Source organism: Rossellomorea vietnamensis, from assembly GCF_001305855.1.
Classification (GTDB): Bacteria; Bacillota; Bacilli; order Bacillales; family Bacillaceae_B; genus Rossellomorea; species Rossellomorea vietnamensis_A.
This window is the reverse complement of record NZ_LIXZ01000013.1, coordinates 1-22,893: the sequence shown is the minus strand read 5'-3', so window position 1 is coordinate 22,893 and position 22,893 is coordinate 1. Positions and strand designations below refer to the sequence as shown.

Sequence of the window (22,893 nt, the reverse complement as noted above, 5' to 3'; positions counted from 1 at the left end):
CCCCCGGTTTCCCGGCAGGCAGACTCTTACTGATTCTCTTCTATTTTCCGTGAATAATAACTTACAAGTTCGGGATAATCCTGCATTTCCTTCCTGCCGGTTTCCGTGATTTGATACACACCCCTTTTTACCCTCTCGAACCAACGGTAGTAATTCTTCTGAAGGATGGACGGCGTCTTGTCTCCGGTACCAAGCTTTGCCAGGTTCTTCGGGGACATGGGCCCATGTTTCTCAAGGCAGCAGGCGATGTGTATGCAGCTCTCCTTATAGGCGGTCATGATCTTCGTTTTATTGCTTCCACCCACATTGTAATCCGCACTTCGCCCTTCGATCTCCTTGATCAGGGACGCACGCTTCTTTTTACCGTTCGTCATGACCTTCTTCCGATCAAATGCTTCCGGATGAAGAACAAAATCAAGCTTGGGGGTCTTTGTCGTGAATGAAACGGTGATTAACCCTAGCTCAAGCCGCTTGACCAAATGGCGTATATCATTCCACCTTTTCGAACGGGTGCGTTTCGGTTTCGGAATCGCAATGTAAACAAATTCCGTCAGCCGCTGGCGCTTCGTTGCCTGGATGAGGAGCTCTACGTTCAGGGAGAGCTTCAATTCGACGATCACAAGCTCTCCCTCTTTCATCGCTGTCAGATCACAGTCTTTCACTTCGCCGTTCACCTGATATCCCTGTTTATGAAAATGCTTCTGGACCGGTTGATAAAGATCCGATTCTTTCAGTTTCGTCATGCTTCAAAAACCTTTCCGTGGAAAATTCTATAAGATAAAGTATAGACCATTTCAGTGATTTTTGCAGTTTGGAAGAAAGAGAGAAGATGACAGCTGATGGAATCGTTTATCTCCCGATTCAGGGATTTTTATGCCATTTGAGAAATATATCTGCCATTCTTCAAAACACGACACCCTCAGGCCTTACCTTCGAATCCTCTCGATCTCATCTGCGACAAACTGCACGGACGGTCCGACAATCACTTGAATACTATTTTCACCTACCACATGGATACCCGGGACCCCCGTTGCTTTGATCCTTTCTTGGTCCACTGCACCCATATCCTTCACTTCCACTCTCAATCTTGTAATACAATTCTCAACCGAAGTTACATTGTTATCTCCGCCGAGCCCTGCATAGATCTCCTCCGCCATAACGGCAAACTTTTCGTCTTGAGTGAATACTGCCGCATTCATCCCCACCGCTTCTTCGCTGTCTTCTTCACGACCCGGCGTCATAAGATTGAACTTTGCAATCATAAAACGGAATAGGAAATAATAGAGAAGAGCAAATACCAAGCCTTGAATGAGAAGCATGTATGGAAGATTTGCCAATGGAAGCCTTGAACTCAGAACAAAATCGACGAAACCGGCACTGAATCCGAAACCGGCCGTCCAGTGGAAGAAGGAAGCAATCGCAAGAGAAAGCCCTGTCAACACTGCATGAGCAACATATAAGGCCGGTGCCACAAACATGAAAGCAAATTCTAGAGGCTCCGTCACCCCGGTAAAAAAGGAAGCAAAACCTGCCGCAAGCATCAGTGAAGCAACCTGTTTTTTCTTACCTGGTTTCGCTGCATGATAAATGGCAAGTCCAGCAGCGGGTAGACCAAACATCATCACAGGAAAGAATCCTGCTTGATACATCCCGGTTACACCTTTTTCCCCTGTACCCGACCAGAAATTCCCGATATCATTGATTCCCGCAACATCGAACCAGAACACGGAATTCAATGCATGATGTAAGCCTGTAGGAATCAATAATCGATTAAAGAATCCGTACAAACCTGCGCCAGTAAACCCAAGTCCGCTTATTTCCTTCCCGAAGGAAACAAGCGCCGTATAGATGACCGGCCAGACAAACAGCATCACCCCTGAAACAATGAGCATCGCAACGGCCGACATAATCGGCACCAACCGTTTCCCACTGAAAAAGGCAAGGGCATCTGGCAGCTTTACAGAACTAAAGCGGTTGTACATACTTGCCGCCACGACCCCCGACAGAATCCCGACAAATTGATTTCCGATTTTCTCGAAAGCAGGATTCACAGCCTCTTTATCGATCCCTTGCAACAAAGCAACGGAATCCGTCGACAACAATGTAGTAATGACCAGATACGCGACCAATCCGCTCAGTGCCGCAGATCCATCCTTCGCTTTCGCCATCCCGAGTGCGACACCCACCGCAAACAAGATTGCCATATTATCAATGATTGATGCCCCTGCTTTGATCAGGAATGCGGCAATCGGACTATCCGCCCCCCAGCCGGAAGGGTCGATCCAATACCCGATCCCCATTAAAATTGCCGCTGCCGGTAACACGGCCACAGGAAGCATCAACGAACGACCAATGCGCTGCAAATAGTTCATCATTTTTGTTTTCCCCCTATCAGACTGTTTTCAAAGATCCCTTCCCCCATGAAAGAGGACAAATCTCTTCTATAAAAAATATTCCGATAGGGACTTGTTTAGAAGTGGATGAAGGTGTCTATTAAGGTAGTTTGATAGGTTATTTAGATTTATGTTGTGTAAGAATGAGGGACGGACCTTGGACTTGGATGGGATATATGTGGGTAACAGTTCTCCTTGTTGCCAGATGGAGATGTTGTTAATTGAGGGACGGACCTCTGGTTTTCGATGAATCGATAAGATATCAATATGTATCAAGGGTGTAAAATGAAAAATGATTTAAAGTGAAGGAAATGAGGTGTTCTTTATGAGAGATAGTCATTTTTTCATGATATCTCTCTCAATGGTACTGACATGACAATAAAAAGGTCTAAATGCTTGGTTTAGATACCTTTCGAGAGCCTTCCTCATATGATCCTGAACATAATTGCGTCATTTTAGAAAGTGATTGCGTCATTATTAAATTTATTGCGTCATAATTATTTTAATTGCGTCGTTTCCCAAGATAATTGCGTCATTATACATTTAATGGAAATCAAGAAAAGGTCGAGGAAGGTCCGTCCCCCCAAACAAAAACCCCCATCAGGCATCAAGCCCGACGGAGGTCCGTCCCTCAAAAAGGTTAAGGTAATTCAGTTGTGCCCATGAGGTAGCGGTCGCATTCGCGGGCTGCTTCACGGCCTTCGTTGATGGCCCAGACGATGAGGCTCTGGCCCCGGCGCATGTCTCCTGCAGCGAAGACACCATCGACGTTTGTCATGTAATTTCCGTACTCTGCTTTCACTGTGGAGTTGCTGTTTGTTTCAACTTCAAGCTCGTTGATCAGCTCTTGTTCCGGACCGCTGAATCCGATGGCAAGAAGGACAAGGTCCGCCGGCCATACTTTTTCAGTTCCAGGAATTTCATCACGGATCTTGTTTCCATTTTCGTCATAGCGGAGTTTCACGTTAACCGTGTGAACTTCCTTGATATGACCATGTTCATCACCGACAAACTTCTTCGTCATGACAGCGTACGCACGCGGATCATCTCCAAGTACCTCGGCGGCTTCCTTTTGTCCGTACTCCACCCGATGAATGACTGGGTACTGTGGCCACGGATTGCCGACTTCATCACGCATGGCACCCTTTTTATCGTAGATATCGAATTGAGTCAGGCTTTTACAGTTATGTCTAACGGAAGTGGCCAGACAGTCTGTACCCGTGTCACCTCCACCGATGACGATGACGTTTTTTCCTTCAGCAGAAATATAGTTACCATCTTCTAAGTTCGAATCCAATAAGCTTTTCGTATTCGCATGAAGGAATTCCATTGCATAATGAACGCCTTTCAAATCACGTCCATCGACTTGGATGTCACGATGAACGGCTGCCCCACCACATAGGATGACGGCATCAAAGTTTTCCCGGAGGTTCTCGACTGTGTAGTCTTTCCCAACCTCCGTATTGGTAACAAATTCAATACCCTCTTCTTCTAAAATATCGACACGGCGCTTCACGACTGAGTATGGAAGCTTCATTTCAGGAATGCCATACGTCAAAAGTCCGCCTACTCGATCATTTTTTTCAAAAACCGTGACAAGGTGCCCTGCTTTATTCAATTGAGCAGCGGTAGCCAATCCGGCCGGACCTGATCCCACAACTGCCACGCGTTTGCCGGTGCGGTACTCTGGCTGTTCCGGAATGACCCATCCTTCTTCAAAACCTTTTTCAATAATCGAGCGTTCAACGGTTCTGATCGCAACGGGCGGTTCATTGATTCCGAGGACACAAGCACCTTCACATGGCGCAGGACAGGCGAAGCCGGTGAATTCAGGAAAGTTATTCATCTGATGCTCCCGTTTCAAGGCTTCCTTCCACTGACCCTGATACACAAGGTCATTCCATTCCGGTATCAGGTGATACACGGGGCAGCCAGATGTCGCCCCGTTGATCTCCATTCCCGATTGACAAGTCGGTACGCCGCAGTCCATGCAGCGTGCCCCTTGTTTCTTGATTTCTTCTTCTGAAAGAGGAGTGGTGTAATCGTTCCAATCTTTCGTTCGTTCAGCTGGATGCCTCTCAGCTGTTGTCTGTCTCGTATATTCCATGAATCCGGTTGGTTTTCCCATCATATCCCCCTCCCTCTTTATTTCGCGGGTTCCAATACTTTTTTCTCTTCTTTTGTACCTTCTTCAAATGCAGCCATCTCTGCATCGAATTTTTCTAAACCACTATTTTCAAGCTCACTGATCCTCTCTCTCATCTTGAGATAGGATTTCGGAATCACACGGACAAATTTGGACACATATGACTCCCAGTTGGCCAATATTTTCTTACCATTATTGCTATCTGTGTAATGAACATATCTTTCGATCATATCGGACACATCTTTCATCTCTTCCGGATCGAATAGAGGCTGTACGAGGACAAGTTCCTGATTACATCTTGAACGGAAGGTTTCATCTTCGTCCAGTACATAAGCGACTCCGCCGGACATACCGGCCGCGAAGTTCCGTCCGGTCAAACCAAGGACGACGACTTTTCCTCCAGTCATGTATTCACATCCGTGATCCCCGACGCTCTCAACGACCACCTGTGCCCCACTATTACGGACACAGAAACGCTCGCCTGCCACTCCGTAAATATAAGCTTCTCCACCGGACGCCCCGTAGAAAGAAACGTTTCCGATGATTGTGTTCCTTTCAGGGATGAAGGTAGCCGTCGGATCAGGATGGACGATGATTTTACCGCCGGATAATCCTTTTCCGACGAAGTCGTTGGAATCCCCGACGAGTCTCAAGGTCAATCCTTTAGGAATATATGCACCAAAGCTTTGACCTGCAGAGCCTTTGAAGGTCAGACGGATCGTGTCTTCGGGTAATCCCTCTGCTCCATATCGTTTTGTGATTTCACTGCCGAGCATCGTCCCGGTGACGCGGTGAATATTCCGGATTGCCGTCGTCCATTCAACCGGCTCCCCTGTTTCAATCGTGTTGCGGCAGCGTGGAATCAGCTCTTGGAAGTCCAATGTCTTCTCAAGTTCGTGATCCTGCTTACGGGTAGCATATCTGCCGACCTTCTCAGGTACATCCGGTTGATAAAGAAGGGCTGACAGGTCGATCCCCTTGCCTTTCCAATGATCGATCGCTTCGTTTGCTTCAAGGATATCGGTTCTTCCAATCATTTCATTGATCGTTCTGAAGCCAAGTTGAGCCATGAGCTCCCTTGTTTCCTGGGCAACGAAACGCATGAAGTTCGCCACATGTTCCGGATCCCCCGTGTACTTTTTGCGTAATTCTGGGTCTTGTGTCGCAATTCCGACAGGGCATGTATTCATATGACAGACACGCATCATGACACAGCCGAGGACAACAAGTGGTGCAGTCGAGAATCCGTATTCTTCTGCTCCAAGAAGGGATGCGACGACCACATCCCGGCCCGTCATCATCTTGCCGTCCGTCTCAACGACAATTCTGTCACGAAGTCGATTTAACAGTAAGGTCTGATGGGCTTCGGCAAGACCGATTTCCCAAGGCAGTCCCGTATGTTTCAGACTGGTTCTTGGTGCAGCACCGGTCCCTCCGTCATATCCACTGATCAACACAACATCGGCTCTGCCTTTTGCCACACCTGCTGCAATCGTTCCGACACCTACGGCGGATACCAGCTTGACGCTGATGCGGGCCTGAGGGTTCGCATTTTTCAGGTTATAAATCAGTTCGGCAAGATCTTCAATCGAGTAGATATCATGATGAGGTGGAGGTGATATCAATTCTACCCCCGGTGTCGATCCCCTCACTTCAGCAACCCAAGGATAGACCTTTTTACCAGGGAGATGTCCCCCTTCACCAGGTTTTGCCCCTTGAGCGACCTTGATTTGAATCTCATCGGCGTTTACAAGATAATGACTCGTTACACCGAATCGTCCTGACGCCACTTGTTTGATCGAGCTGCGGCGTGAATCTCCGTTCTCATCAGGAATGAAGCGGTCAGGGTGTTCCCCGCCTTCCCCTGAGTTGCTCCGTCCACCGATTTTATTCATGGCAATCGCCAATGCTTCGTGGGCTTCCTGACTGATAGAACCAAATGACATGGCACCGGTCTTGAACCGGCGACAGATTTCTTCGACTGATTCCACCTCTTCAATCGGGATTGGCTTCGTTTCTTTGAATGAAAGAAGGCCGCGCAGGGATTGAAGATTCTGCTTTTCATCTGTCAGCATATTGGAATATTTCTTGAACAACTCATAATTATTCGTACGGCATGCATGCTGAAGAGTGTGAATGGTACTTGGATTGTACGCATGATCCTCTCCATTTTTACGATATTGGAATTCGTCTCCCGATTCCAATGTACGGTGGTGATCTTTTCGATCATTGAATGCTTTCCGATGTCTTAAGAGTACCTCTTTTTCGATGATATCCATTCCGATTCCGCCGAGCCTTGAAGCGGTGCGGGTGAAATATTTATCGATGACATCCTTATGGATGCCGACTGCTTCAAAGATTTGAGCCCCACGATAACTTTGAATCGTTGAAATCCCCATTTTGGATAGGACCTTGATGACCCCATCTGTTCCCGATTTAATAAAACGCTGCACCGCTTTTTCATAAGTGGTATCTTGAAGTTCGCCTTTTTCAATTAAATCACGCAGCGTTTCATAGGCCAGATACGGATTGATGGCTTCTGCACCATATCCAAGCAGGGTTGCAAAGTGATGTACTTCCCGGGGTTCCCCTGATTCGAGGAGGATACTGACGGTTGTACGCGTACCTTGACGGATTAAATGATGATGCAGGCCGGAAACGGCAAGGAGTGCTGGAATCGCTGCTTTATCCTTCACGACTCCCCGGTCAGATAAAATAAGGAGTGTGGCACCAGCTGCAACGGCCTGGTCAGCTTTTTCATACAGAGCATCCAGCGTGCCTTCGAGCAGGTTTTCTTCATCTGTTACGTTAAATAAAGTCGATAACGTAACAGCATTGAAGCCCTTCTCTTTTTGATGACGAAGCTTCTCAAGCTCTTCCCCGGTTAAAATCGGTGACTTCAAATGGATGTGCCTGCAGCTTTCAGGACCCGGATTCACCAGGTTCCCTTCTGCTCCGATCGTTGTTCCCACAGAAGTGATGATTTGTTCCCGGATCGCATCGATCGGCGGGTTTGTGACTTGAGCAAATAGTTGTTTGAAGTAATTATAAAGAAGCTGTGGCTTTTTGGATAACACGGCGAGAGGGGAATCATACCCCATGGAACCGACCGGGTCTTTCCCATCCGTCACCATCGGTTTGATGATTTTGTTCAGTTCCTCTGTCGTGTAGCCGAATGCCTGCTGCTGCAGGAGGACTTCATCAGAATCAAATTGCACCACTTCCTGGGTCGTTTCCGGAAGATCCTCAAGTTCAAACTTATTATTATCCAGCCAGTGTCTGTACGGCTGCTCGGAAGCAACGCGCAGCTTGATTTCTTCATCCGGGATGATTCTTCCCTTTTCCAAATCGACGAGAAGCATCTTCCCAGGCTGCAGGCGGTCTTTGTATACAATATCATCGGCAAAAATATCCAGCGCCCCTACTTCAGATCCAAGAACGATCATGCCGCTCTTTGTCACATAGTATCGGGCCGGGCGTAGTCCATTTCGATCCAGACAGGCCCCGATCTGCGTTCCATCCGTGAACACGAGGGCTGCCGGTCCATCCCACGGTTCCATCAAACAACTGTGATATTCATAGAAATCCTTCTTCTTTGGATGGATCGTGTCATCGTTCTCCCATGGTTCCGGCACCATCATCATGGCTGTATGTGCAAGGGATCTTCCTGATAAGTGAAGGAATTCAAAGCAGTTATCAAACATGGAGGAATCACTGCCTGTCTCATCGATAACCGGTAGGATTTTTTCCAGGTCTTCTTCATTGAAGGCACTTGAGCTGCACAGTTTTTCACGTGCGCGCATCCAGTTCACATTTCCTCGCAATGTATTGAATTCTCCATTATGAATGGTATATCTGTTTGGATGAGACCGCTGCCAGCTTGGGAAAGTGTTTGTACTAAAGCGGGAATGTACAAGAGCTAAAGCTGAGCGGAACTCAGGGTGGTTGAGGTCAATATAAAAGGAATCGAGTTGTTCCGGGATAAGCATCCCTTTGTAGACGATGGTCGTGGAAGACAAACTGCAAAGGTAAACGTCCTCTTGTCCTTCGACGGTCGCCACTTCTTTTTCGATACGCTTACGGATCACATAAAGCTTGCGCTCAAAATCCATTCGTGACTGCATGTCTTCCGATGCCCCGATGAACACTTGACGGATGAACGGCTTCGACTTCGATGCCACTTTCCCTACAAAGGAATCATTAAGTGGAACAGGTCTCCATCCGAGTGTCTTCTGGCCCTCTTCTTCAATGATGCGTTCAAAGATTTCCTTACTCTTCTGGCGCTTGTCATAATTTTCAGGAAGGAACACCATCCCGATCCCATATTCACCTTTCCTTGGGAGGATGATGTCTTCTTTCTCACATTGCTTCTTAAAGAAATGATGTGGGATTTGGGTAAGGATACCTGCACCGTCCCCGGTACTTGTATCAGCGGATTGTCCCCCGCGGTGCTCTAAGTTACATAGAATATTAATGGCATTTTGAACGATGCTGTGACTTTTCGTCCCATCGATATTTGCAATCATGCCAATTCCACATGCTTCATGTTCTTGCGCAGGATCATACATGCCTTGCGCTACAGGAAGATTCGTTTTCATCCAATGTCCTCCTCTACCAAACTTGTATATTTTTTGAATAATTAACCGGTTAATTAAATTTTCTTAATTTTCGTTAGTATATCATGAAATTTAGAAAAAACGAAAAATTATGTTAATGGTAATTCTGCATATTTTCCAAATATATATGGAACCAAAAGGAAGAACGTTGATTTACTCACATTACCTTTAACATAATATTCAGAATCTTTAAAAGCTTGATACAAACATAAAGAAATCGCTTACAATAATTCGTGTTCCTAAGTATATTTCATCAAAACCACATATGAATTTTCATACAAAAAATTCACTAAAAAAAATTTTTTTCAACAAAATTTGTCATCAAATCAGCCCTTTGGTTGGAGGGACGGACCTCTACGGATGAAAACGAAATTGCCATTTTCTTCTGAAACTCCTCTTCTATTCCCTCTCCTCCACCGTTTTAAACCAAATGAAAGAGGGACGGACCTTCGTAACCACGAAGGTCCGTCCCTCTTTCTTCTAACAGACAACATCTAACAAAACCCTCACCCATCCTCATGGGCAAAGGTCTCAGTGATTAGAAACCAAGGGGCTTTTCTTAGGAAGGAGCTTCTTGATCTCTTGGTATGCTTCTTCGATTGAATTCACCTTAACCGTGGTCTTTCGATCCTCGGGATATTGATTCCACATATGCAAGTACCTTGGGTCATAATAGTATTCAATAAGCAGTTCTAATATCCGCTCATAATTTCTCTCTTGCAGCTCACCTTCGATTTCATTTGCAATCGGACTGTGAATCCGCCGCTTTATGGTCCTGAACGCTTTCACAAATTCTTCATGATGTTCGTGGAGGCGGTACTCTTCTAATATATGGTGAACCCTTTCTTTCATGGGCATTTCGATAAAGATATGAAATGCCTCTTCCTTCTTCTGAATGAGAAAATCAGGAAGGAGAACCTTTCCAATCCGCTTACTTTCCGCTTCAAATAAAAGAAAAGGAGATTCCTGCTTCTTCTTCAGTTCCCGAAGGAGGAGGGAATCGAATGTTTTCTGGTTGTGGGCTGTAAGTCCGATTTCCCCAAATATGGATCCTCTATGGTTGGCGAGGCCTTCTATATCAAGCACCGGATATCCTTCCTCTTGAAGCTTCTTCAAAATCGCGGTCTTTCCGGTGCCTGTCCCACCGTTTAATACGAATGAAGCAGGCTTCATATCAATATTCTCAAGCCCCTTCAGCACCCAGTGGCGATAAGCCCTGACCCCTCCCAGAATTCGGGAAGTCCTGATCCCCATCAGGTCCAGGAAAGTCGCGGCAGCTTTGCTTCGCATACCACCCCGCCAGCAAAATACGACGATTTCTCCTTCTAGTTTCTTGAACTCGTTAATGAACCTGGGTAACTTACCCGAAAAAATCTCCAGTCCCCGGTCCGTCGCCACTTCCTTACTCACTTGCTTATATAATGTCCCGACTTCTGCTCTCTCTTCATCATCGAAAACGGGTATATTCAGACTGCCCGGAATCGTCATTTCCCTATATTCAGAAGGAGACCTTACGTCCACGAATGTATACTTTTCTAAATCGCATTGTTCGATCGGTAGATCTTTGAACATGTCATCCTCTCCCTTTTACATTTCTCTTCTATTTTACACCACTTCATTCATTCTTTCCCTTTTTACTCTTTTTAGAAGTATTCACCTGGTTCTTTCCTCCTCTTTAACGATTGAATATTCAGTTTTTTCACCTCATTGGTACTATATACCAGAGTAATGGAACCCCTTATAATTAAAGTAGAAATAATATTTCATATTTTCGTTAAATTTAATGAAGTATTATTTCAATAAAATGAAAGCGGTTTCTTTTAATCGCAAGAGAGGAGTAGAGAAATGAAAGCAGTAAAGTACATGATTATTGCCTTGATGTTGTTGTCACTGGCTCTTCCCTTTTCTACCGGGAAAGCGAAAGCATCCGGTACGTCTGAACCGAAGCATGAGATGCGGGCTGCGTGGATTGCGACCGTGGCGAATATCGACATGGCGCCTGGAATGGACAAGCAGGAATTTACGGATTGGGTGGTGAACACCCTGGACGAGTTGAGAGAATTGAACTTCAATACGGTGATTTATCAAGTCAAGCCGACTGCCGATGCCCTATATCCTTCCGAACTTGCCCCATGGTCCCAGTATATTACGGGGGAAGAGCAGGGTACCGATCCGGGCTATGACCCACTTGCCATCATGTTAGATGAATCACATAAACGAGGGATCGAGGTGCATGCATGGGTGAACCCTTACCGGATCACGATGCCGAATCAAACGATCGAGTCCCTTGCAGATGACAACGTTGCCAAGCTTCATCCGGAATGGGTACTGAAATATGGAAAGCAATACTACTTCAATCCCGGAATACCTGAAGTGCAAGATTACTTGATTGAAACAGTAAAAGAATTAGTCACCAATTACGACATTGAAGCCGTTCATATGGATGATTACTTCTACCCTTATAAAATCGCAGGAGAAAGCTTCCCAGATCAAGATACATACGAGAAATATGGCAGCACATTCGACAAAATCGATGATTGGAGACGGAACAACGTCGATGAACTGGTGGCTGATATCAACACTGAAATCAAAGCAATCAAAGAGTATGTCCAATTCGGGATTTCCCCTTTTGGCGTATGGAGAAACATTGCCGATGATCCGACGGGAAGCGAGACAAAAGCGGGACAAACGAATTTCGATGACCTGTATGCCGACACCCGACAGTGGATCAAGGACGGTAGCATCGACTACATCACCCCGCAAATCTATTGGTCCAGGAAACTTGCCGTCGCCAACTACTCCGTCCTGCTCGACTGGTGGAGCCGGGAAGTGAATGAGTATTCCTATGAGCATCCGGTCAATCTGTACATCGGGATGGCCGATTATAAGGTCGGGGACAATTTTGACCAGGAATGGTTCAATCCTTATGAACTGCCGGAGCAAATCATGGACAACCGCGCTAACGGGACGGCCCTCGGCCAAATGCATTTCTCCTTAAGACAAATTTTTGAAAACCCACTTGGGTACGCTGATATTTTACGGAATGAAGTATATACGGAAACAGCCTTGACGCCTGCCACTCCTTGGAACAATGATGACCTTCCGAAGAAACCGAACACCGTAAAAGCAAAAAAACAGAAAGACGGCATTACCATTACCATCGATGACAAAAAACATTCAGATGCCAGAAAGTATGTCATCTACCGCTTTGACGGCGTGAAAGAAGGAGATTACAAGAATTCTGCGAATATCGTGGATGTCGTGTATTCTCAAGAGAAGGTTACGACGTATCAAGACACATCAGCTGTAGAAGGAGCAATGTACACATATGGTGTGACATCCGTATCTCCGACAGGTGTTGAAAGTAAGGACGCGAAAACAGTGAGAGTACGATAATCATAGAAAGAAGCGTTTCCCCGTGGCGGGGAAACGCTTCTTCTTATCTCAACTGTATTTCCTTTACCTTTTGCCTCATATGATCCGGCCACCATGCCCCACATTCATCCGATACCACACAGGCCGCACATTTCTCCAAATCGTACACCATCATCCCTTGAATCGGCGGTGAATACAGGTGGAGAGTCACAAGATCCCCTGTACTCCCCTTTTTCATTTTATGAACCCCTTTCTTCGGTGCAAAAAAGAAAGAACCTTCCCTATATTCCCGGTCAAATAACTCCTCGGGAAGATTGTTATCCTTCACTTCAAAGATCGTGTTGACGGAAGTCCCATTCATCACCTGGATCCATCCCTTCGAATTCCCGTGATCGTGCGGGGCACATTCCATATCGGACCAATTCATGACGAGGAGCTCCACTGCTTCATTTTGATAAAGGAGTTTTCGATAATATGGTTTTCCTTCCGGAGACTCCAGGTAAGGCTGTAAATCTTCAAGACGTATATTGAGAGACTGCAAGACTTCTTTAAGTTCTTTCGTTGAAGGATGAGACAATTCATCCAATCGATTCTTAATCCGTTTCTTTAAGGTCACTGAGGATCCCCCCTGTTGTTATCGTTTCCTCCATAGAAAGCGATGGAGGACAGAAATCACCTGACCATTGACAATGACAACTCCTATTATAATTATGACTCCACCCAGGATGCTTATGAGAAAAATTTTCTCGTGCAGGAGGAGAATGGCGGCAATGAGAGTTGTGACAGGTTCCAAGTAGAGAAACATTGACACCTTGGACGCATCCAATACTTCCAATGCCTTCGCCCAGTACCAATACGCGATCCCTGAAACGAATACACCTAGAAAAATCAAGTGTGCCCACTCCACATTTGATAGTTGGGAAATGTCTTCCCAGCCACGGTTGCGGATGAGAAACGGGATGGTCAAACTGAATCCCAGCAGGCTCATATAAAAGGTGATCACGAGGGATGGCAGCTCAATACGAAGTTTTTTCAAAAGCACGGAGTAAACCGCCCAGTTCAACGTGCTGAGAATCATCAATATATATCCGATGTTAACCGCAAGTCCAATCGATTGCCCACTCCTCGCTGTCGTCACCATCAGCACACCTGTAATCGCGATGATCATCCCCAGAGCTTTAGGGAGTGTCATTTTTTCATGTAGAAACATCATGGAGAGGATGACGGTGAACACCGGGGAAAATGAAATCATCCACCCTGCCGACGATGCATCAATATTCAGAAGTGCCGTCGCCTGGATGACCTGGTGAATGAAGACTCCGAGGACCCCCAAAATGATCAAGTGAGGGACATACTTCAGAGGGATTGTGAGCCTATATCCTTTTAGTAATAGGAGTACGAGGAGAAACAGAGCTCCGATCCCAAAGCGGAGAACGAGGAGCGTATACGGATCAAGTGTACCAAGCACCGCTTTCGTTGACACGAAGGAAATGCCCCAGAAGCTGATGGACATCGTGGCATATAATGAGGCGGCAACCTTTGTTTTAATTGGAATCATGGACGGGGCATCCTTTCTGGACAAGGTTTCTTTTTATCAAGGTATGCTAGTCCCGGGGAAAGATGTGCAGGGGTTTTTTTGTGTGGTTTTGAAAATATATTCTGGTTTTTGAAAATAAGCTGGTCCGGTTTGAAAATAAAACCGGGAAGTTGATAATAACCCGTTCCTTCACTCTCTTCCCCACCAAAAAAACGTCCCAAATCACAATTCGGGACGTTTCCTATCTCTAATTACGGGTCACTCCCGCATCAAACTGCGGTAAATACTCTTTATGAACCTCAAGCATTTTATCCAGCAATTGTTTCGCTTTCACATCACTCGTCACCAACGGATTGATCGTCATGGCAAGCAATGCTTTTTCATAGGAGCCGGTTACGGATGCTTCTGCAGCCACCCGTTCAAAGGATTTAATTTGTTGCACGAGCCCTTTCACAGATACGGGCAGTTCCCCGACAGCAATCGGCTTCGGTCCCGCTTTCGTCACGACACAGTTCACTTCCACAGCAGACTCCCTGGGCAAATCACTGATTGCTCCATCATTGCGTACATTCAAAGTCTGGATATCTCCACGATCATTATAGATGGACGCTATGAGATTGCATGCTGCATCACTGTAATAAGCTCCTCCCCGCTCTTCAAGCTGCGGAGGCTTAACCGCCAAACCTTCGTCCTTATACAAATGAAACAGCTCACTCTCCAACTGCTGGACGACTTCCGCACGAGTCGTACCCATCTTGAATTCCTCAAGCTGCTTGTCTAAGATCTCACCCGTTTTGTAGTAATAGCGGTGATATGGACAAGGGATGACTCCCAGACTCCTGATGAATTCAGGCTCCCACGGCAGCGGAGCAATATTCCTCATGCTGACCTGCCTTTCGGGATCACTCATGATGTCGAGTACTTCCCCTAATACAGACTCTCCGTCCACGCGCACGTCCAATCCATATACCATATGATTGAGTCCGGCAAAGTCAATATGCAGGCGTTCCACCTCGACCCCAAGGAGTCTTGCCAATGTCATTCTCGTATTGATGGGAAGATTGCAAACGCCGACGACCTTCGGATGCGAACCATAGCGGAGCATCGCTTCTGTCACCATGCCGGCTGGATTCGTAAAATTGATCAGCCAGGCATCGGGACAAAGCTCCTGCATTTCATTTGAAATTTCCAAAAGAACAGGGATTGTCCTCATACCCTTGAACAACCCCCCCGCCCCATTGGTCTCCTGGCCGATCATCCCGTACTTGATCGGCAGGCGCTCGTCCTGAATCCGGGCTTTCAGCTGTCCTACCCGCATCTGGGTCGTGACAAAGTCAGCTCCACTCAACGCCTCTCTCCTGTCCAGTGTAAGATGGACTTTCATCGGGACTCTTGCCTTCTCCACCATTCTCTTCGCTAAGTTCCCGACAATATTCAATTTCTCTTTTCCCGCTTCAATATCCACAAGCCACAGCTCACTCACCGGAAGCTCATCATAACGCTTGATCAATCCTTCAACAAACTCGGGAGTATAGCTCGAGCCCCCGCCGATGGTGACGATCTTGATTCCTTTTTTCATTACAAGAGCCTCCAGTTATCTGGCCACAAAAGCCAGAATAAAACTTATGACGAAACTGACCACGACTGCCAGTAGCATCCGCTTCTTTTTAATAGAATCATCCTCCACCGGTCCTTCAATTTTCAATAAAATATACGAAAGCCCGATGGAAGCTGAAACGCCCGTAGCCAAAAACATACTCCATTCTTTTGCCAGTCCCGTACTCATCAATGGTTTAGAAAGAAGTAAAAGTCCAATAGATACGGAGATTAATAATACAAACACACTTTTAAAACCGATTCTCTTTGGCACAACGGTTTCTGTCATGTCAATCACTCCTTATGCTAGTAAAGAAGTGGGAATCCTAGGACCCCCACTTCTTTTTTAGATAATACTCTTATGCAAGCCGCCTCCGCTTTTCTAGGCTGCTTGTTGCTCACTTTCTTCCATTTTTAACATTTTCTTGTCATACATTTTCAAGAATGGGAAGTAGATAGAAAACGAGATTCCGATGTTGATCAGAACCATGACGATCGCTCTCCAGTCACCACCCGTTGCAAGGTATGCTCCGATTGGTGCAGGAAGTGTCCATGGCGGCATGATATAAGTTGGTGATACCAGCCCGACAGTGGTTGCCACATATGAAAGAGTCGCTGTGATCAACGGTACGGTGATGAATGGGATGATCAAAATCGGGTTCAATACGATTGGAGCACCGAATATGACAGGCTCATTGATATTGAAAAGACCCGGTACAAGACATGTTTTCCCTAATGCTTTTAAATATTTTGAACGGGAGAAGAACACCATCGCAAGAACCAATCCAAGCGTGGCTCCTGATCCACCGATCCAGATGAACCATTGGTAGAACGTTTCCGGCGCGATATGGGGGATCGCTTGCCCGCTTGCAACCGCATCAGCGTTGTTCACAAGGAATACTTCCCATAGTGGACGCGCTACGGTACCGACAACGGATACGCCGTGGATCCCGAAGGACCAGAAGAAATCGATCAGGAATACCGGAACCAATACTCCGAATATGCTGTCACCGGCAGTGACCAATGGAGCGACCGCAACTCCAACCAACTTATGCAGATCCACTCCTGCTAAAACAGTCACGGATGAAATCAATAAAATAACAATTGCTACAGGTATAAGTGCTTCAAAGCTTCGTGAAACGGATGCCGGTACTTGCTCTGGCATCTTGATCGTGATGTTCTTCGTTTTACAGAATCGCAGGATTTCCACCGCCAGAATCGAGACGACCATGGAAACGAATAATCCCTGCCCACCGAGGTTGGTCATTGGGAGGACCCAGCCTTCTCCGTCCATTACTTTCGGTGTGATGGTCAATAGAAGTGCCGCCACTGAGATCTGTGCTCCGGATAAAGGATCCAATTTATAGCTTTTCGAGAGATTGTATCCGATCCCGAATGCGACATAGAGCGACATGATGAACATCGTCAGACGGTATGGAATCAGGATCTCGACAATATTGTCGGCGGCCCACTGTTTAATGTCACCGAATATCCATGCATCAGGCAGTGGCGGAAACGCTAAGATCAGAAAGAATGAACCGACGATAATAAATGGCAGTGCTGAAATAACCCCATCCCGGATTGCTTGCAAATGCCTTTGTTCAGAGAGTCTGGCCATAGGACCTGACAAATTATTCTCCAGAAAGTTCACAAACGTTTGCATGTTACTACCCCCTTGTTTCCTATTAAATTAGTTTGTTAATTCCTTTACCGTTTTCAGTAAAGTCGGCCCGCCCAGTGGCGTGTAAGCCTGTGGCGGAATCGGCCCGCATGGAACATTGGCCTCATCGGCAGCTTTCTTCACTTGATCGAAACGGTGTCTGATCTGTGGTGCTACCATACATACATCCCATCCCTTAGAGATTTCCTCGGATACTTCCCCTGTTCCGATAGCATGGACTTCCATTTCAATCCCCTCTTTTGTTCCTTCTTTCTTCAGGGCATTGACGACGATCGCACTGGACATCCCTCCAGAGCATACGAATAATACTTTCATCCCTATTCCTCCTCCTCTTTCATTCGCTGAACCACTTCATGTGTATGAATAATTTGCTCGTAAACGCCATGTCCTTTTTTCATGCATAATGCCACGAATAAAGCGTCGATCACGACGAGTTGAGCAATTCTTGCCGTCATAGTACCGATTCGGATATTATGTTCCTCCTCGGAAATCGTCAGGACGATATCGGCGAGCTTTCTTGCCGGTGATTTTCCGTGCTGTGTCAGGAGTACGATGGTGGCTCCCTTTTCCTGTGCGACATTCATCAGCTTCAATATTTCTTTCGTCTGCCCGGAAGTCGATACGACGAACAAAACGTCACTCTCTGTTAAGTTCGCAGCCATCATCATCTGCACATGGATATCACTTGCCTGGAACGCCAGGTAGTTCAATCTCAACAGCTTCTGGGTGAAATCTTCCGCCACCACAGCGGAACCGCCCACTCCATACAGGTATACTCTTTCTGCTTCATGAAACGCATTCACCGCTTTACCGAGTTCATCAATGGAAAAAAGCTTTTCCGTATTCTTGATGGCTTGATAGGTATTCACCAATACTTTATTGAAGACGGTCTCAAGATTATCTTCAAAGGACAGGAGCGTATTGATATCATGACTCTTCGTTTCTTCGATGTTCGTACTTTTCGCGAGCTCGATCTTCAGGCCGCTGAAACTGTTGATCCCGATCCGTTTACAGAACCGGATGATGGCGGCTTCACTGCTGCCGCATGATTGTGATAGTTGCTTTGTGGTCATTTCCATCACTTTCTCAGGAAATTTGAGCACATATTGAGCAACCGCTATTTCAGACGGTGTAAAGCTCTCCATCTGACTTTTGATGTGTTTTAATACCTGGAATTCCGTCATGGTCACCTCCAAAAAAATGATTGTCTTGAAAGGGCTTTCAGTTTAATATGATTATATGCGATAATGAAATTAAATTTCAATATTATTTTAAAATATCTAAATTTTTATTTTACAAAATTAGTAGGAAAATGTTCTAAAAAGGTTCAGGGAGGAATATACGAATGGCAGAGATCCGCAACGTGGAAATGGAAATATTTGAAATCATCTCAAACGGTGGGAATGCGAAGAGTACGGCTTATGAAGCCCTTGCTAAAGCACACGAGGGGAAATTTGATGAGGCGGAAGAGATGATCAAGACCGCCCATGACGAATTGAATAAAGCCCACAAGACACAGACAAGCCTGATACAGGCCGAAATCAATGGGGAAGAATTTGAAAAATCACTTCTTATGATTCATGCACAGGATCACTTGATGACATCGATCAGTGAAATCTCATTAATTGAACAAATGATTCCGATGTTAAAAAGAATTCATGCACTCGAAAGTCAATCAAATTAAGGAGGGAACCACATGAGTAAAAAACTGGGCGTTTCAATCTATCCGAATCATTCTACAACTGAAAAAGATAAAGAGTATTTGACCCTTGCCGCTTCTCACGGATTCAAGCGTGTGTTCACCTGCTTACTATCCGTTGAAGGTGATAAAGAAGGCATCATCGCGAACTTCAAAGAAACGATCAACTTTGCCCGTGAGAAGAATATGGAAGTCATAGCCGACATCAGTCCCCGCATTTTTAAAGAGCTGGATATCTCCTATGATGACCTTTCCTTTTTTGCCGATCTCGGGGCTCACGGAATCAGACTGGATCTTGGATATACCGGTCACGAAGAATCCATGATGTCGTACAACCCTTATGATTTAAAAATTGAACTGAATATGAGCAATGCCACCAAATACATCGATAACATCATGACGTATCAGCCCAATAAGGATCAATTATTAGGGTGCCATAATTTCTATCCTCACCGCTACTCCGGTTTATCCTATCCTTTCTTCATCGAATGCAGCCAGAAATTCAAAGACCTCGGCATGAGAACAGCAGCCTTTGTATCTTCCGCGGATGCCACATTCGGTCCGTGGCCGGTCACTGAAGGATTGCCTACACTGGAAATGCACCGTTCCCTTCCTATTGATGTGCAGGCGAAACATCTGTTTGCGACTGGATTGATTGACGACGTCATCATCAGCAATGCGTACGCATCTGAACGTGAAATGCAGATCCTTAGTGAACTCAATACATCCAAGCTGACTTTCACAGTTGAAACCCATGAGACAACCACGGAATTAGAGAAAACGATCATCTTTGAAGAACCACATTTTTACCGTGGGGATGTGTCGGACTATATGATCCGTTCCACTCAAAGCCGCGTCAAATATAGAGGAAGAGAATTTGCTCCTCATCACACCGTCGATATTAAGCGTGGAGACATTATCATCGAAAACGACCTGTATGCCCAATATGCGGGAGAACTTCAGATTGCCCTACAGGATATGGAGAACTCCGGGAAGACGAACGTGGTGGGCAGGATCCGTGAAGAAGAAGTCTTCCTTCTTGATTACTTGAAACCTTGGGGCAAATTTGCCTTTCAGCCAAGTAAGAAGGTTTAAGAGATGACTAGAGTAATAGGGATCGATGCAGGGGGAACGAAAATTCAGGGACTCGTCATGGATATGGAGAAGAATATCCTTTTCCAAAGTTTATCCGGACACGGGAACCCATCAGTCTCGTATGAGGAAGCATTGCAGAACCTCTCCTCAGTCGTTCAACAATGCCTGGACCATACTGCTTCAGATGGTGCCACCCACGTTGTAATCGGGATGGCAGGTGGCGGGTCGGGGAACCTTTCCCACCGAATTCAATCAGAATTGAGTCGGATGACTTCCCTTCCTATCATTCTGATAAACGATGCGACACTTGCCTATTTCAGTTTGATCGGTGACCGGAACGGGGTGATGACGATTGCGGGAACGGGATCGATTTGTTATGGAAGGCACGGCACACGGGAAGGAACGACCGGTGGCTGGGGGCATCTTCTTGGAGATGAAGGCAGTGCGTATCACCTAGCCATCGAAGCGTGTAAAAAGATCATCGGGGAAATCGATTTCGGCATCCCGCTCTCCCCCCTATCCTTGAGCCTGATGAAGGAAATGGGCATCACTGATGCCAAAGGGTTGAAGGGATTTATCTATTCTTCTTCAAAAGGGGAAATCGCCCGGCTTGCGAAAGTGATCCACAAGGAAGCAGAGGCAGGGGATGAAACGGCCCTTACCTTATTGAAAACCGCCGGCAAGCAGCTTGCCGCACAGACCATCGCATTGATCGAAAGGTTACAGATTGAAACAAAGCCGGTGATAGCTTTGAAAGGCAGTGTCCTCGAACACAATCCTGTGGTTCAATCCACTTTTAAAGAAACGATTTCAACAGTGTTTATCGATCCAATTTTCATCGTTGATTCTTCGTCCCCCGCTACAGGCGCAGTGGACGTCGTTGAAGCAATCCGGAAAGGAAGGTTGTCATATGAGTAAACGATTAGCAGTCGGATTGATGTCCGGCACCTCCGTGGACGGAGTGGATGCCGCCCTTGTTTCCATTGAAGGGTCCGGGACGGATACAGTGGTGGAGCTTGTACACTATTCGGCGACCCCCTTCCCTCACAGGGTGAAAAAGAAAATCTTTGATGTCATGAGTCCTTCCGACTCGTCAACTCCCCTTTTGTCCAGCCTGCATTTTGAACTTGGAGACGTGTATGCACATGCCGTAGAAAAAGTATGTACAGAGGCAGGCATCTCTGTTGATGAGCTTACCTTTATCGGATCTCATGGTCAGACGGTCTATCATCAGCCCTTTCATACGGAAGATTCGGTTCCTTCCACTCTTCAAATCGGCGAACCGAGCGTGATTGCCTACCGGACCCGCACACAGGTGGTATCCAATTTCCGCTCCATGGATATGGCTGCAGGAGGAGAAGGCGCTCCCCTTGTCCCTTATACAGAGTTCCTTCTCTACCGGAAAAAGGATGGGGGCAGGCTGCTCCAGAATATCGGGGGAATCGGGAATGTGACCGTCCTTCCGAGGAACTGCTCCCTTGAAGAGGTTTTTGCTTTTGATACTGGTCCCGGGAATATGGTGATCGATGGACTATGCGAGAGGTTATTCGGTTTGTCTTTTGACGAGGATGGAGCGATTGCCGCCAGGGGAAGTGTTCACCCTGAAGCAGCACGGAGATGGATGGAGTGGGAAGCGGAATTCTTTCAGAAAGCGCCGCCTAAGTCCACCGGCCGGGAACTGTTTGGTGAGGTGTTCGTGAAGCGGATCCTGGATGAATATAGTCATCTTGCGAAAGAAGATTTGATTGCGACGGCCACCTACTTTACCGCCCTATCCATTTCGGATGCCTATAAGACATTCGTCTTCCCTCAGCATCCGATCAACGAGGTCATCATCGGCGGCGGGGGAAGCTATAACAAAACGCTTCTCCAAATGATGAGGGAACTTCTCCCTGAAGTGACAATCTTCATTCAGGAAGATATCGGATACTCCTCCGATGCCAAGGAAGCGATTGCCTTTGCCCTATTAGCCAACGAAACCCTGCACGGCAATCCAGGCAATGTCCCAGGGGCAACCGGAGCGAAAAAACCCGTCATCCTCGGGTCAATCACCCCAAGCCCTACAATCACAAAATAAATATATTCGGAGGTCCGTCCCTCGATTTTTATCTTTTATTAAATTTTATGAATGAAAAGTAGACGAGGAATGAGAGGATAATTCCATAGGTTGCAAGCAGTGAGAGGGCATTGGTGACATTGGTTGTGAGCCATATGGTGATGGCGGCGATTGAGACGAGTACGGCGCTTAGTGTGATGAGTCTGTTCATGAGCGGGCCTCCTTTATGATCGGGATGGATGATAAGGTTATTTACGTTTCAAGTGGGTGATTGGTTTCCTTTTTTTAAGTAGTTTAAGATAATAGATTGTTTGTATGTTCAGCTGCTGATTTCAAACTATTATTCAGCCGTTGAATATTCCCTTTTATTCACCTGCTGACTTCCCCCCAATAATCAGCAGCTGACTACTTCCCCTAATTCACCTGCTGAACCCAACACCCACAAAAAAACGGTTCAACGTCAAATGTTGGGGTGGAGTGAATTTTGCTCCACCCTTAACCAATATGTGAACCCAATCTTTTATACTTATGTGTTAATAGTATTTTCGCTCGAAAACGCGTAAAGCTTCGAAACCCAAATGCGTTTCGCTTCATCACTTTCGTTAGGTTATTGATTCCCTCCAAGAAGCCATTGGAATAGTTGTACATAAAGCTATTTAATATTTCAATCTGCCAATTCTTTAAGGTTTGCGCTGCTTT

19 protein-coding genes are annotated in these 22,893 nt (G+C 46.2%); 5 read left to right on the top strand and 14 right to left on the bottom strand.

Features of this window, described 5'->3' with window-relative positions; genetic code table 11:
• Positions 1–26: 26 nt before the first annotated feature.
• From AM506_RS15170 to mnmH, 5 genes are all read right to left on the bottom strand, one after another.
• Positions 27–743 carry a DUF2161 domain-containing phosphodiesterase gene (locus AM506_RS15170; RefSeq protein WP_060673338.1) on the bottom strand — a complete coding sequence of 239 codons (717 nt, stop codon included), beginning with the start codon at positions 741–743 and terminating at the stop codon, positions 27–29.
• Between the two features lie 183 nt (positions 744–926).
• Entirely contained in the window at positions 927–2,375 is a 1,449-nt protein-coding gene (nagE, locus tag AM506_RS15165) for an N-acetylglucosamine-specific PTS transporter subunit IIBC (protein ID WP_060673337.1), read from the bottom strand.
• Between the two features lie 658 nt (positions 2,376–3,033).
• Positions 3,034–4,521 (bottom strand): glutamate synthase subunit beta, encoded by a 1,488-nt coding sequence (locus AM506_RS15160; RefSeq protein ID WP_060673336.1) that lies wholly within the window; start codon positions 4,519–4,521, stop codon positions 3,034–3,036.
• 17 nt (positions 4,522–4,538) lie between these two features.
• Positions 4,539–9,137: a glutamate synthase large subunit gene (gltB, locus tag AM506_RS15155; RefSeq protein WP_060673335.1), complete on the bottom strand. Its 4,599-nt coding sequence runs from the start codon at positions 9,135–9,137 to the stop codon at positions 4,539–4,541.
• Between the two features lie 549 nt (positions 9,138–9,686).
• Positions 9,687–10,727: a tRNA 2-selenouridine(34) synthase MnmH gene (mnmH, locus tag AM506_RS15150; protein ID WP_060673334.1), complete on the bottom strand. Its 1,041-nt coding sequence runs from the start codon at positions 10,725–10,727 to the stop codon at positions 9,687–9,689.
• A gap of 273 nt (positions 10,728–11,000) precedes the next feature.
• Between mnmH and AM506_RS15145 the strand changes: the two genes are divergently transcribed.
• Positions 11,001–12,551 carry a glycoside hydrolase family 10 protein gene (locus tag AM506_RS15145; protein WP_060673333.1) on the top strand — a complete coding sequence of 517 codons (1,551 nt, stop codon included), beginning with the start codon at positions 11,001–11,003 and terminating at the stop codon, positions 12,549–12,551.
• A 43-nt stretch (positions 12,552–12,594) separates the two neighbouring features.
• On the opposite strand, the gene AM506_RS15140 is transcribed toward AM506_RS15145, so the two are convergent.
• The 7 genes from AM506_RS15140 to AM506_RS15105 all read right to left on the bottom strand — a co-directional run bounded on the left by AM506_RS15140 (position 12,595) and on the right by AM506_RS15105 (position 18,528).
• Positions 12,595–13,146: a cysteine dioxygenase gene (locus tag AM506_RS15140; protein WP_060673332.1), complete on the bottom strand. Its 552-nt coding sequence runs from the start codon at positions 13,144–13,146 to the stop codon at positions 12,595–12,597.
• 18 nt (positions 13,147–13,164) lie between these two features.
• Positions 13,165–14,088: a DMT family transporter gene (locus AM506_RS15135; RefSeq protein WP_200908457.1), complete on the bottom strand. Its 924-nt coding sequence runs from the start codon at positions 14,086–14,088 to the stop codon at positions 13,165–13,167.
• Positions 14,089–14,314: 226 nt separating this feature from the next.
• Positions 14,315–15,646 (bottom strand): 6-phospho-beta-glucosidase, encoded by a 1,332-nt coding sequence (locus AM506_RS15125; RefSeq protein WP_060673330.1) that lies wholly within the window; start codon positions 15,644–15,646, stop codon positions 14,315–14,317.
• A gap of 15 nt (positions 15,647–15,661) precedes the next feature.
• Positions 15,662–15,952, bottom strand: coding sequence for a hypothetical protein (locus tag AM506_RS15120; protein WP_060673329.1), 291 nt, complete (start codon positions 15,950–15,952; stop codon positions 15,662–15,664).
• A 93-nt stretch (positions 15,953–16,045) separates the two neighbouring features.
• Positions 16,046–17,326: a PTS sugar transporter subunit IIC gene (locus tag AM506_RS15115; RefSeq protein ID WP_060673328.1), complete on the bottom strand. Its 1,281-nt coding sequence runs from the start codon at positions 17,324–17,326 to the stop codon at positions 16,046–16,048.
• Positions 17,327–17,353: 27 nt separating this feature from the next.
• Complete coding sequence (locus AM506_RS15110; RefSeq protein ID WP_060673327.1) at positions 17,354–17,659, bottom strand: PTS sugar transporter subunit IIB; 306 nt, start codon at positions 17,657–17,659, stop codon at positions 17,354–17,356.
• Positions 17,660–17,661: 2 nt separating this feature from the next.
• Entirely contained in the window at positions 17,662–18,528 is an 867-nt protein-coding gene (locus tag AM506_RS15105) for a MurR/RpiR family transcriptional regulator (RefSeq protein ID WP_060673326.1), read from the bottom strand.
• A gap of 161 nt (positions 18,529–18,689) precedes the next feature.
• Here AM506_RS15105 and AM506_RS15100 point away from each other — a divergent pair, with 161 nt between their 5' ends.
• The 4 genes from AM506_RS15100 to anmK are packed head-to-tail and all read left to right on the top strand — an operon-like array spanning position 18,690 to position 22,215.
• Positions 18,690–19,028 (top strand): PTS lactose/cellobiose transporter subunit IIA, encoded by a 339-nt coding sequence (locus AM506_RS15100; protein WP_060673325.1) that lies wholly within the window; start codon positions 18,690–18,692, stop codon positions 19,026–19,028.
• A 12-nt stretch (positions 19,029–19,040) separates the two neighbouring features.
• Positions 19,041–20,138, top strand: coding sequence for a DUF871 domain-containing protein (locus tag AM506_RS15095; protein ID WP_060673324.1), 1,098 nt, complete (start codon positions 19,041–19,043; stop codon positions 20,136–20,138).
• Positions 20,139–20,141: 3 nt separating this feature from the next.
• Positions 20,142–21,056: a BadF/BadG/BcrA/BcrD ATPase family protein gene (locus tag AM506_RS15090; protein WP_060673323.1), complete on the top strand. Its 915-nt coding sequence runs from the start codon at positions 20,142–20,144 to the stop codon at positions 21,054–21,056.
• Positions 21,049–22,215: an anhydro-N-acetylmuramic acid kinase AnmK gene (gene anmK, locus AM506_RS15085; RefSeq protein WP_060673322.1), complete on the top strand. Its 1,167-nt coding sequence runs from the start codon at positions 21,049–21,051 to the stop codon at positions 22,213–22,215. Before AM506_RS15090 ends, anmK begins: the two co-directional genes overlap by 8 nt.
• Before the next feature lie 28 nt (positions 22,216–22,243).
• Here the strand turns inward: anmK and AM506_RS22815 are convergent, their stop codons facing one another.
• Both AM506_RS22815 and AM506_RS15080 read right to left on the bottom strand, forming a co-directional pair.
• A complete protein-coding gene (locus AM506_RS22815) occupies positions 22,244–22,405 on the bottom strand; it encodes a hypothetical protein (protein WP_160316885.1) in 162 nt (53 codons plus the stop codon).
• A gap of 284 nt (positions 22,406–22,689) precedes the next feature.
• Positions 22,690–22,893: transposase (locus AM506_RS15080; protein ID WP_160316857.1), on the bottom strand; the 204-nt coding region annotated here is incomplete at its 5' end.

What these genes read in the sequence shown, in the direction of transcription:
- AM506_RS15170 (WP_060673338.1), bottom strand. Translation starts at nt 743, where the DNA reads ATGACGAAACTGAAAGAATCGGATCTTTATCAACCGGTCCAGAAGCAT.
- nagE (WP_060673337.1), bottom strand. Translation starts at nt 2,375, where the DNA reads ATGATGAACTATTTGCAGCGCATTGGTCGTTCGTTGATGCTTCCTGTG.
- AM506_RS15160 (WP_060673336.1), bottom strand. Translation starts at nt 4,521, where the DNA reads ATGGGAAAACCAACCGGATTCATGGAATATACGAGACAGACAACAGCT.
- gltB (WP_060673335.1), bottom strand. Translation starts at nt 9,137, where the DNA reads ATGAAAACGAATCTTCCTGTAGCGCAAGGCATGTATGATCCTGCGCAA.
- mnmH (WP_060673334.1), bottom strand. Translation starts at nt 10,727, where the DNA reads ATGTTCAAAGATCTACCGATCGAACAATGCGATTTAGAAAAGTATACA.
- AM506_RS15145 (WP_060673333.1), top strand. Translation starts at nt 11,001, where the DNA reads ATGAAAGCAGTAAAGTACATGATTATTGCCTTGATGTTGTTGTCACTG.
- AM506_RS15135 (WP_200908457.1), bottom strand. Translation starts at nt 14,088, where the DNA reads ATGATTCCAATTAAAACAAAGGTTGCCGCCTCATTATATGCCACGATG.
- AM506_RS15125 (WP_060673330.1), bottom strand. Translation starts at nt 15,646, where the DNA reads ATGAAAAAAGGAATCAAGATCGTCACCATCGGCGGGGGCTCGAGCTAT.
- AM506_RS15120 (WP_060673329.1), bottom strand. Translation starts at nt 15,952, where the DNA reads ATGACAGAAACCGTTGTGCCAAAGAGAATCGGTTTTAAAAGTGTGTTT.
- AM506_RS15115 (WP_060673328.1), bottom strand. Translation starts at nt 17,326, where the DNA reads ATGCAAACGTTTGTGAACTTTCTGGAGAATAATTTGTCAGGTCCTATG.
- AM506_RS15110 (WP_060673327.1), bottom strand. Translation starts at nt 17,659, where the DNA reads ATGAAAGTATTATTCGTATGCTCTGGAGGGATGTCCAGTGCGATCGTC.
- AM506_RS15105 (WP_060673326.1), bottom strand. Translation starts at nt 18,528, where the DNA reads ATGACGGAATTCCAGGTATTAAAACACATCAAAAGTCAGATGGAGAGC.
- AM506_RS15100 (WP_060673325.1), top strand. Translation starts at nt 18,690, where the DNA reads ATGGCAGAGATCCGCAACGTGGAAATGGAAATATTTGAAATCATCTCA.
- AM506_RS15095 (WP_060673324.1), top strand. Translation starts at nt 19,041, where the DNA reads ATGAGTAAAAAACTGGGCGTTTCAATCTATCCGAATCATTCTACAACT.
- AM506_RS15090 (WP_060673323.1), top strand. Translation starts at nt 20,142, where the DNA reads ATGACTAGAGTAATAGGGATCGATGCAGGGGGAACGAAAATTCAGGGA.
- anmK (WP_060673322.1), top strand. Translation starts at nt 21,049, where the DNA reads ATGAGTAAACGATTAGCAGTCGGATTGATGTCCGGCACCTCCGTGGAC.
- AM506_RS22815 (WP_160316885.1), bottom strand. Translation starts at nt 22,405, where the DNA reads ATGAACAGACTCATCACACTAAGCGCCGTACTCGTCTCAATCGCCGCC.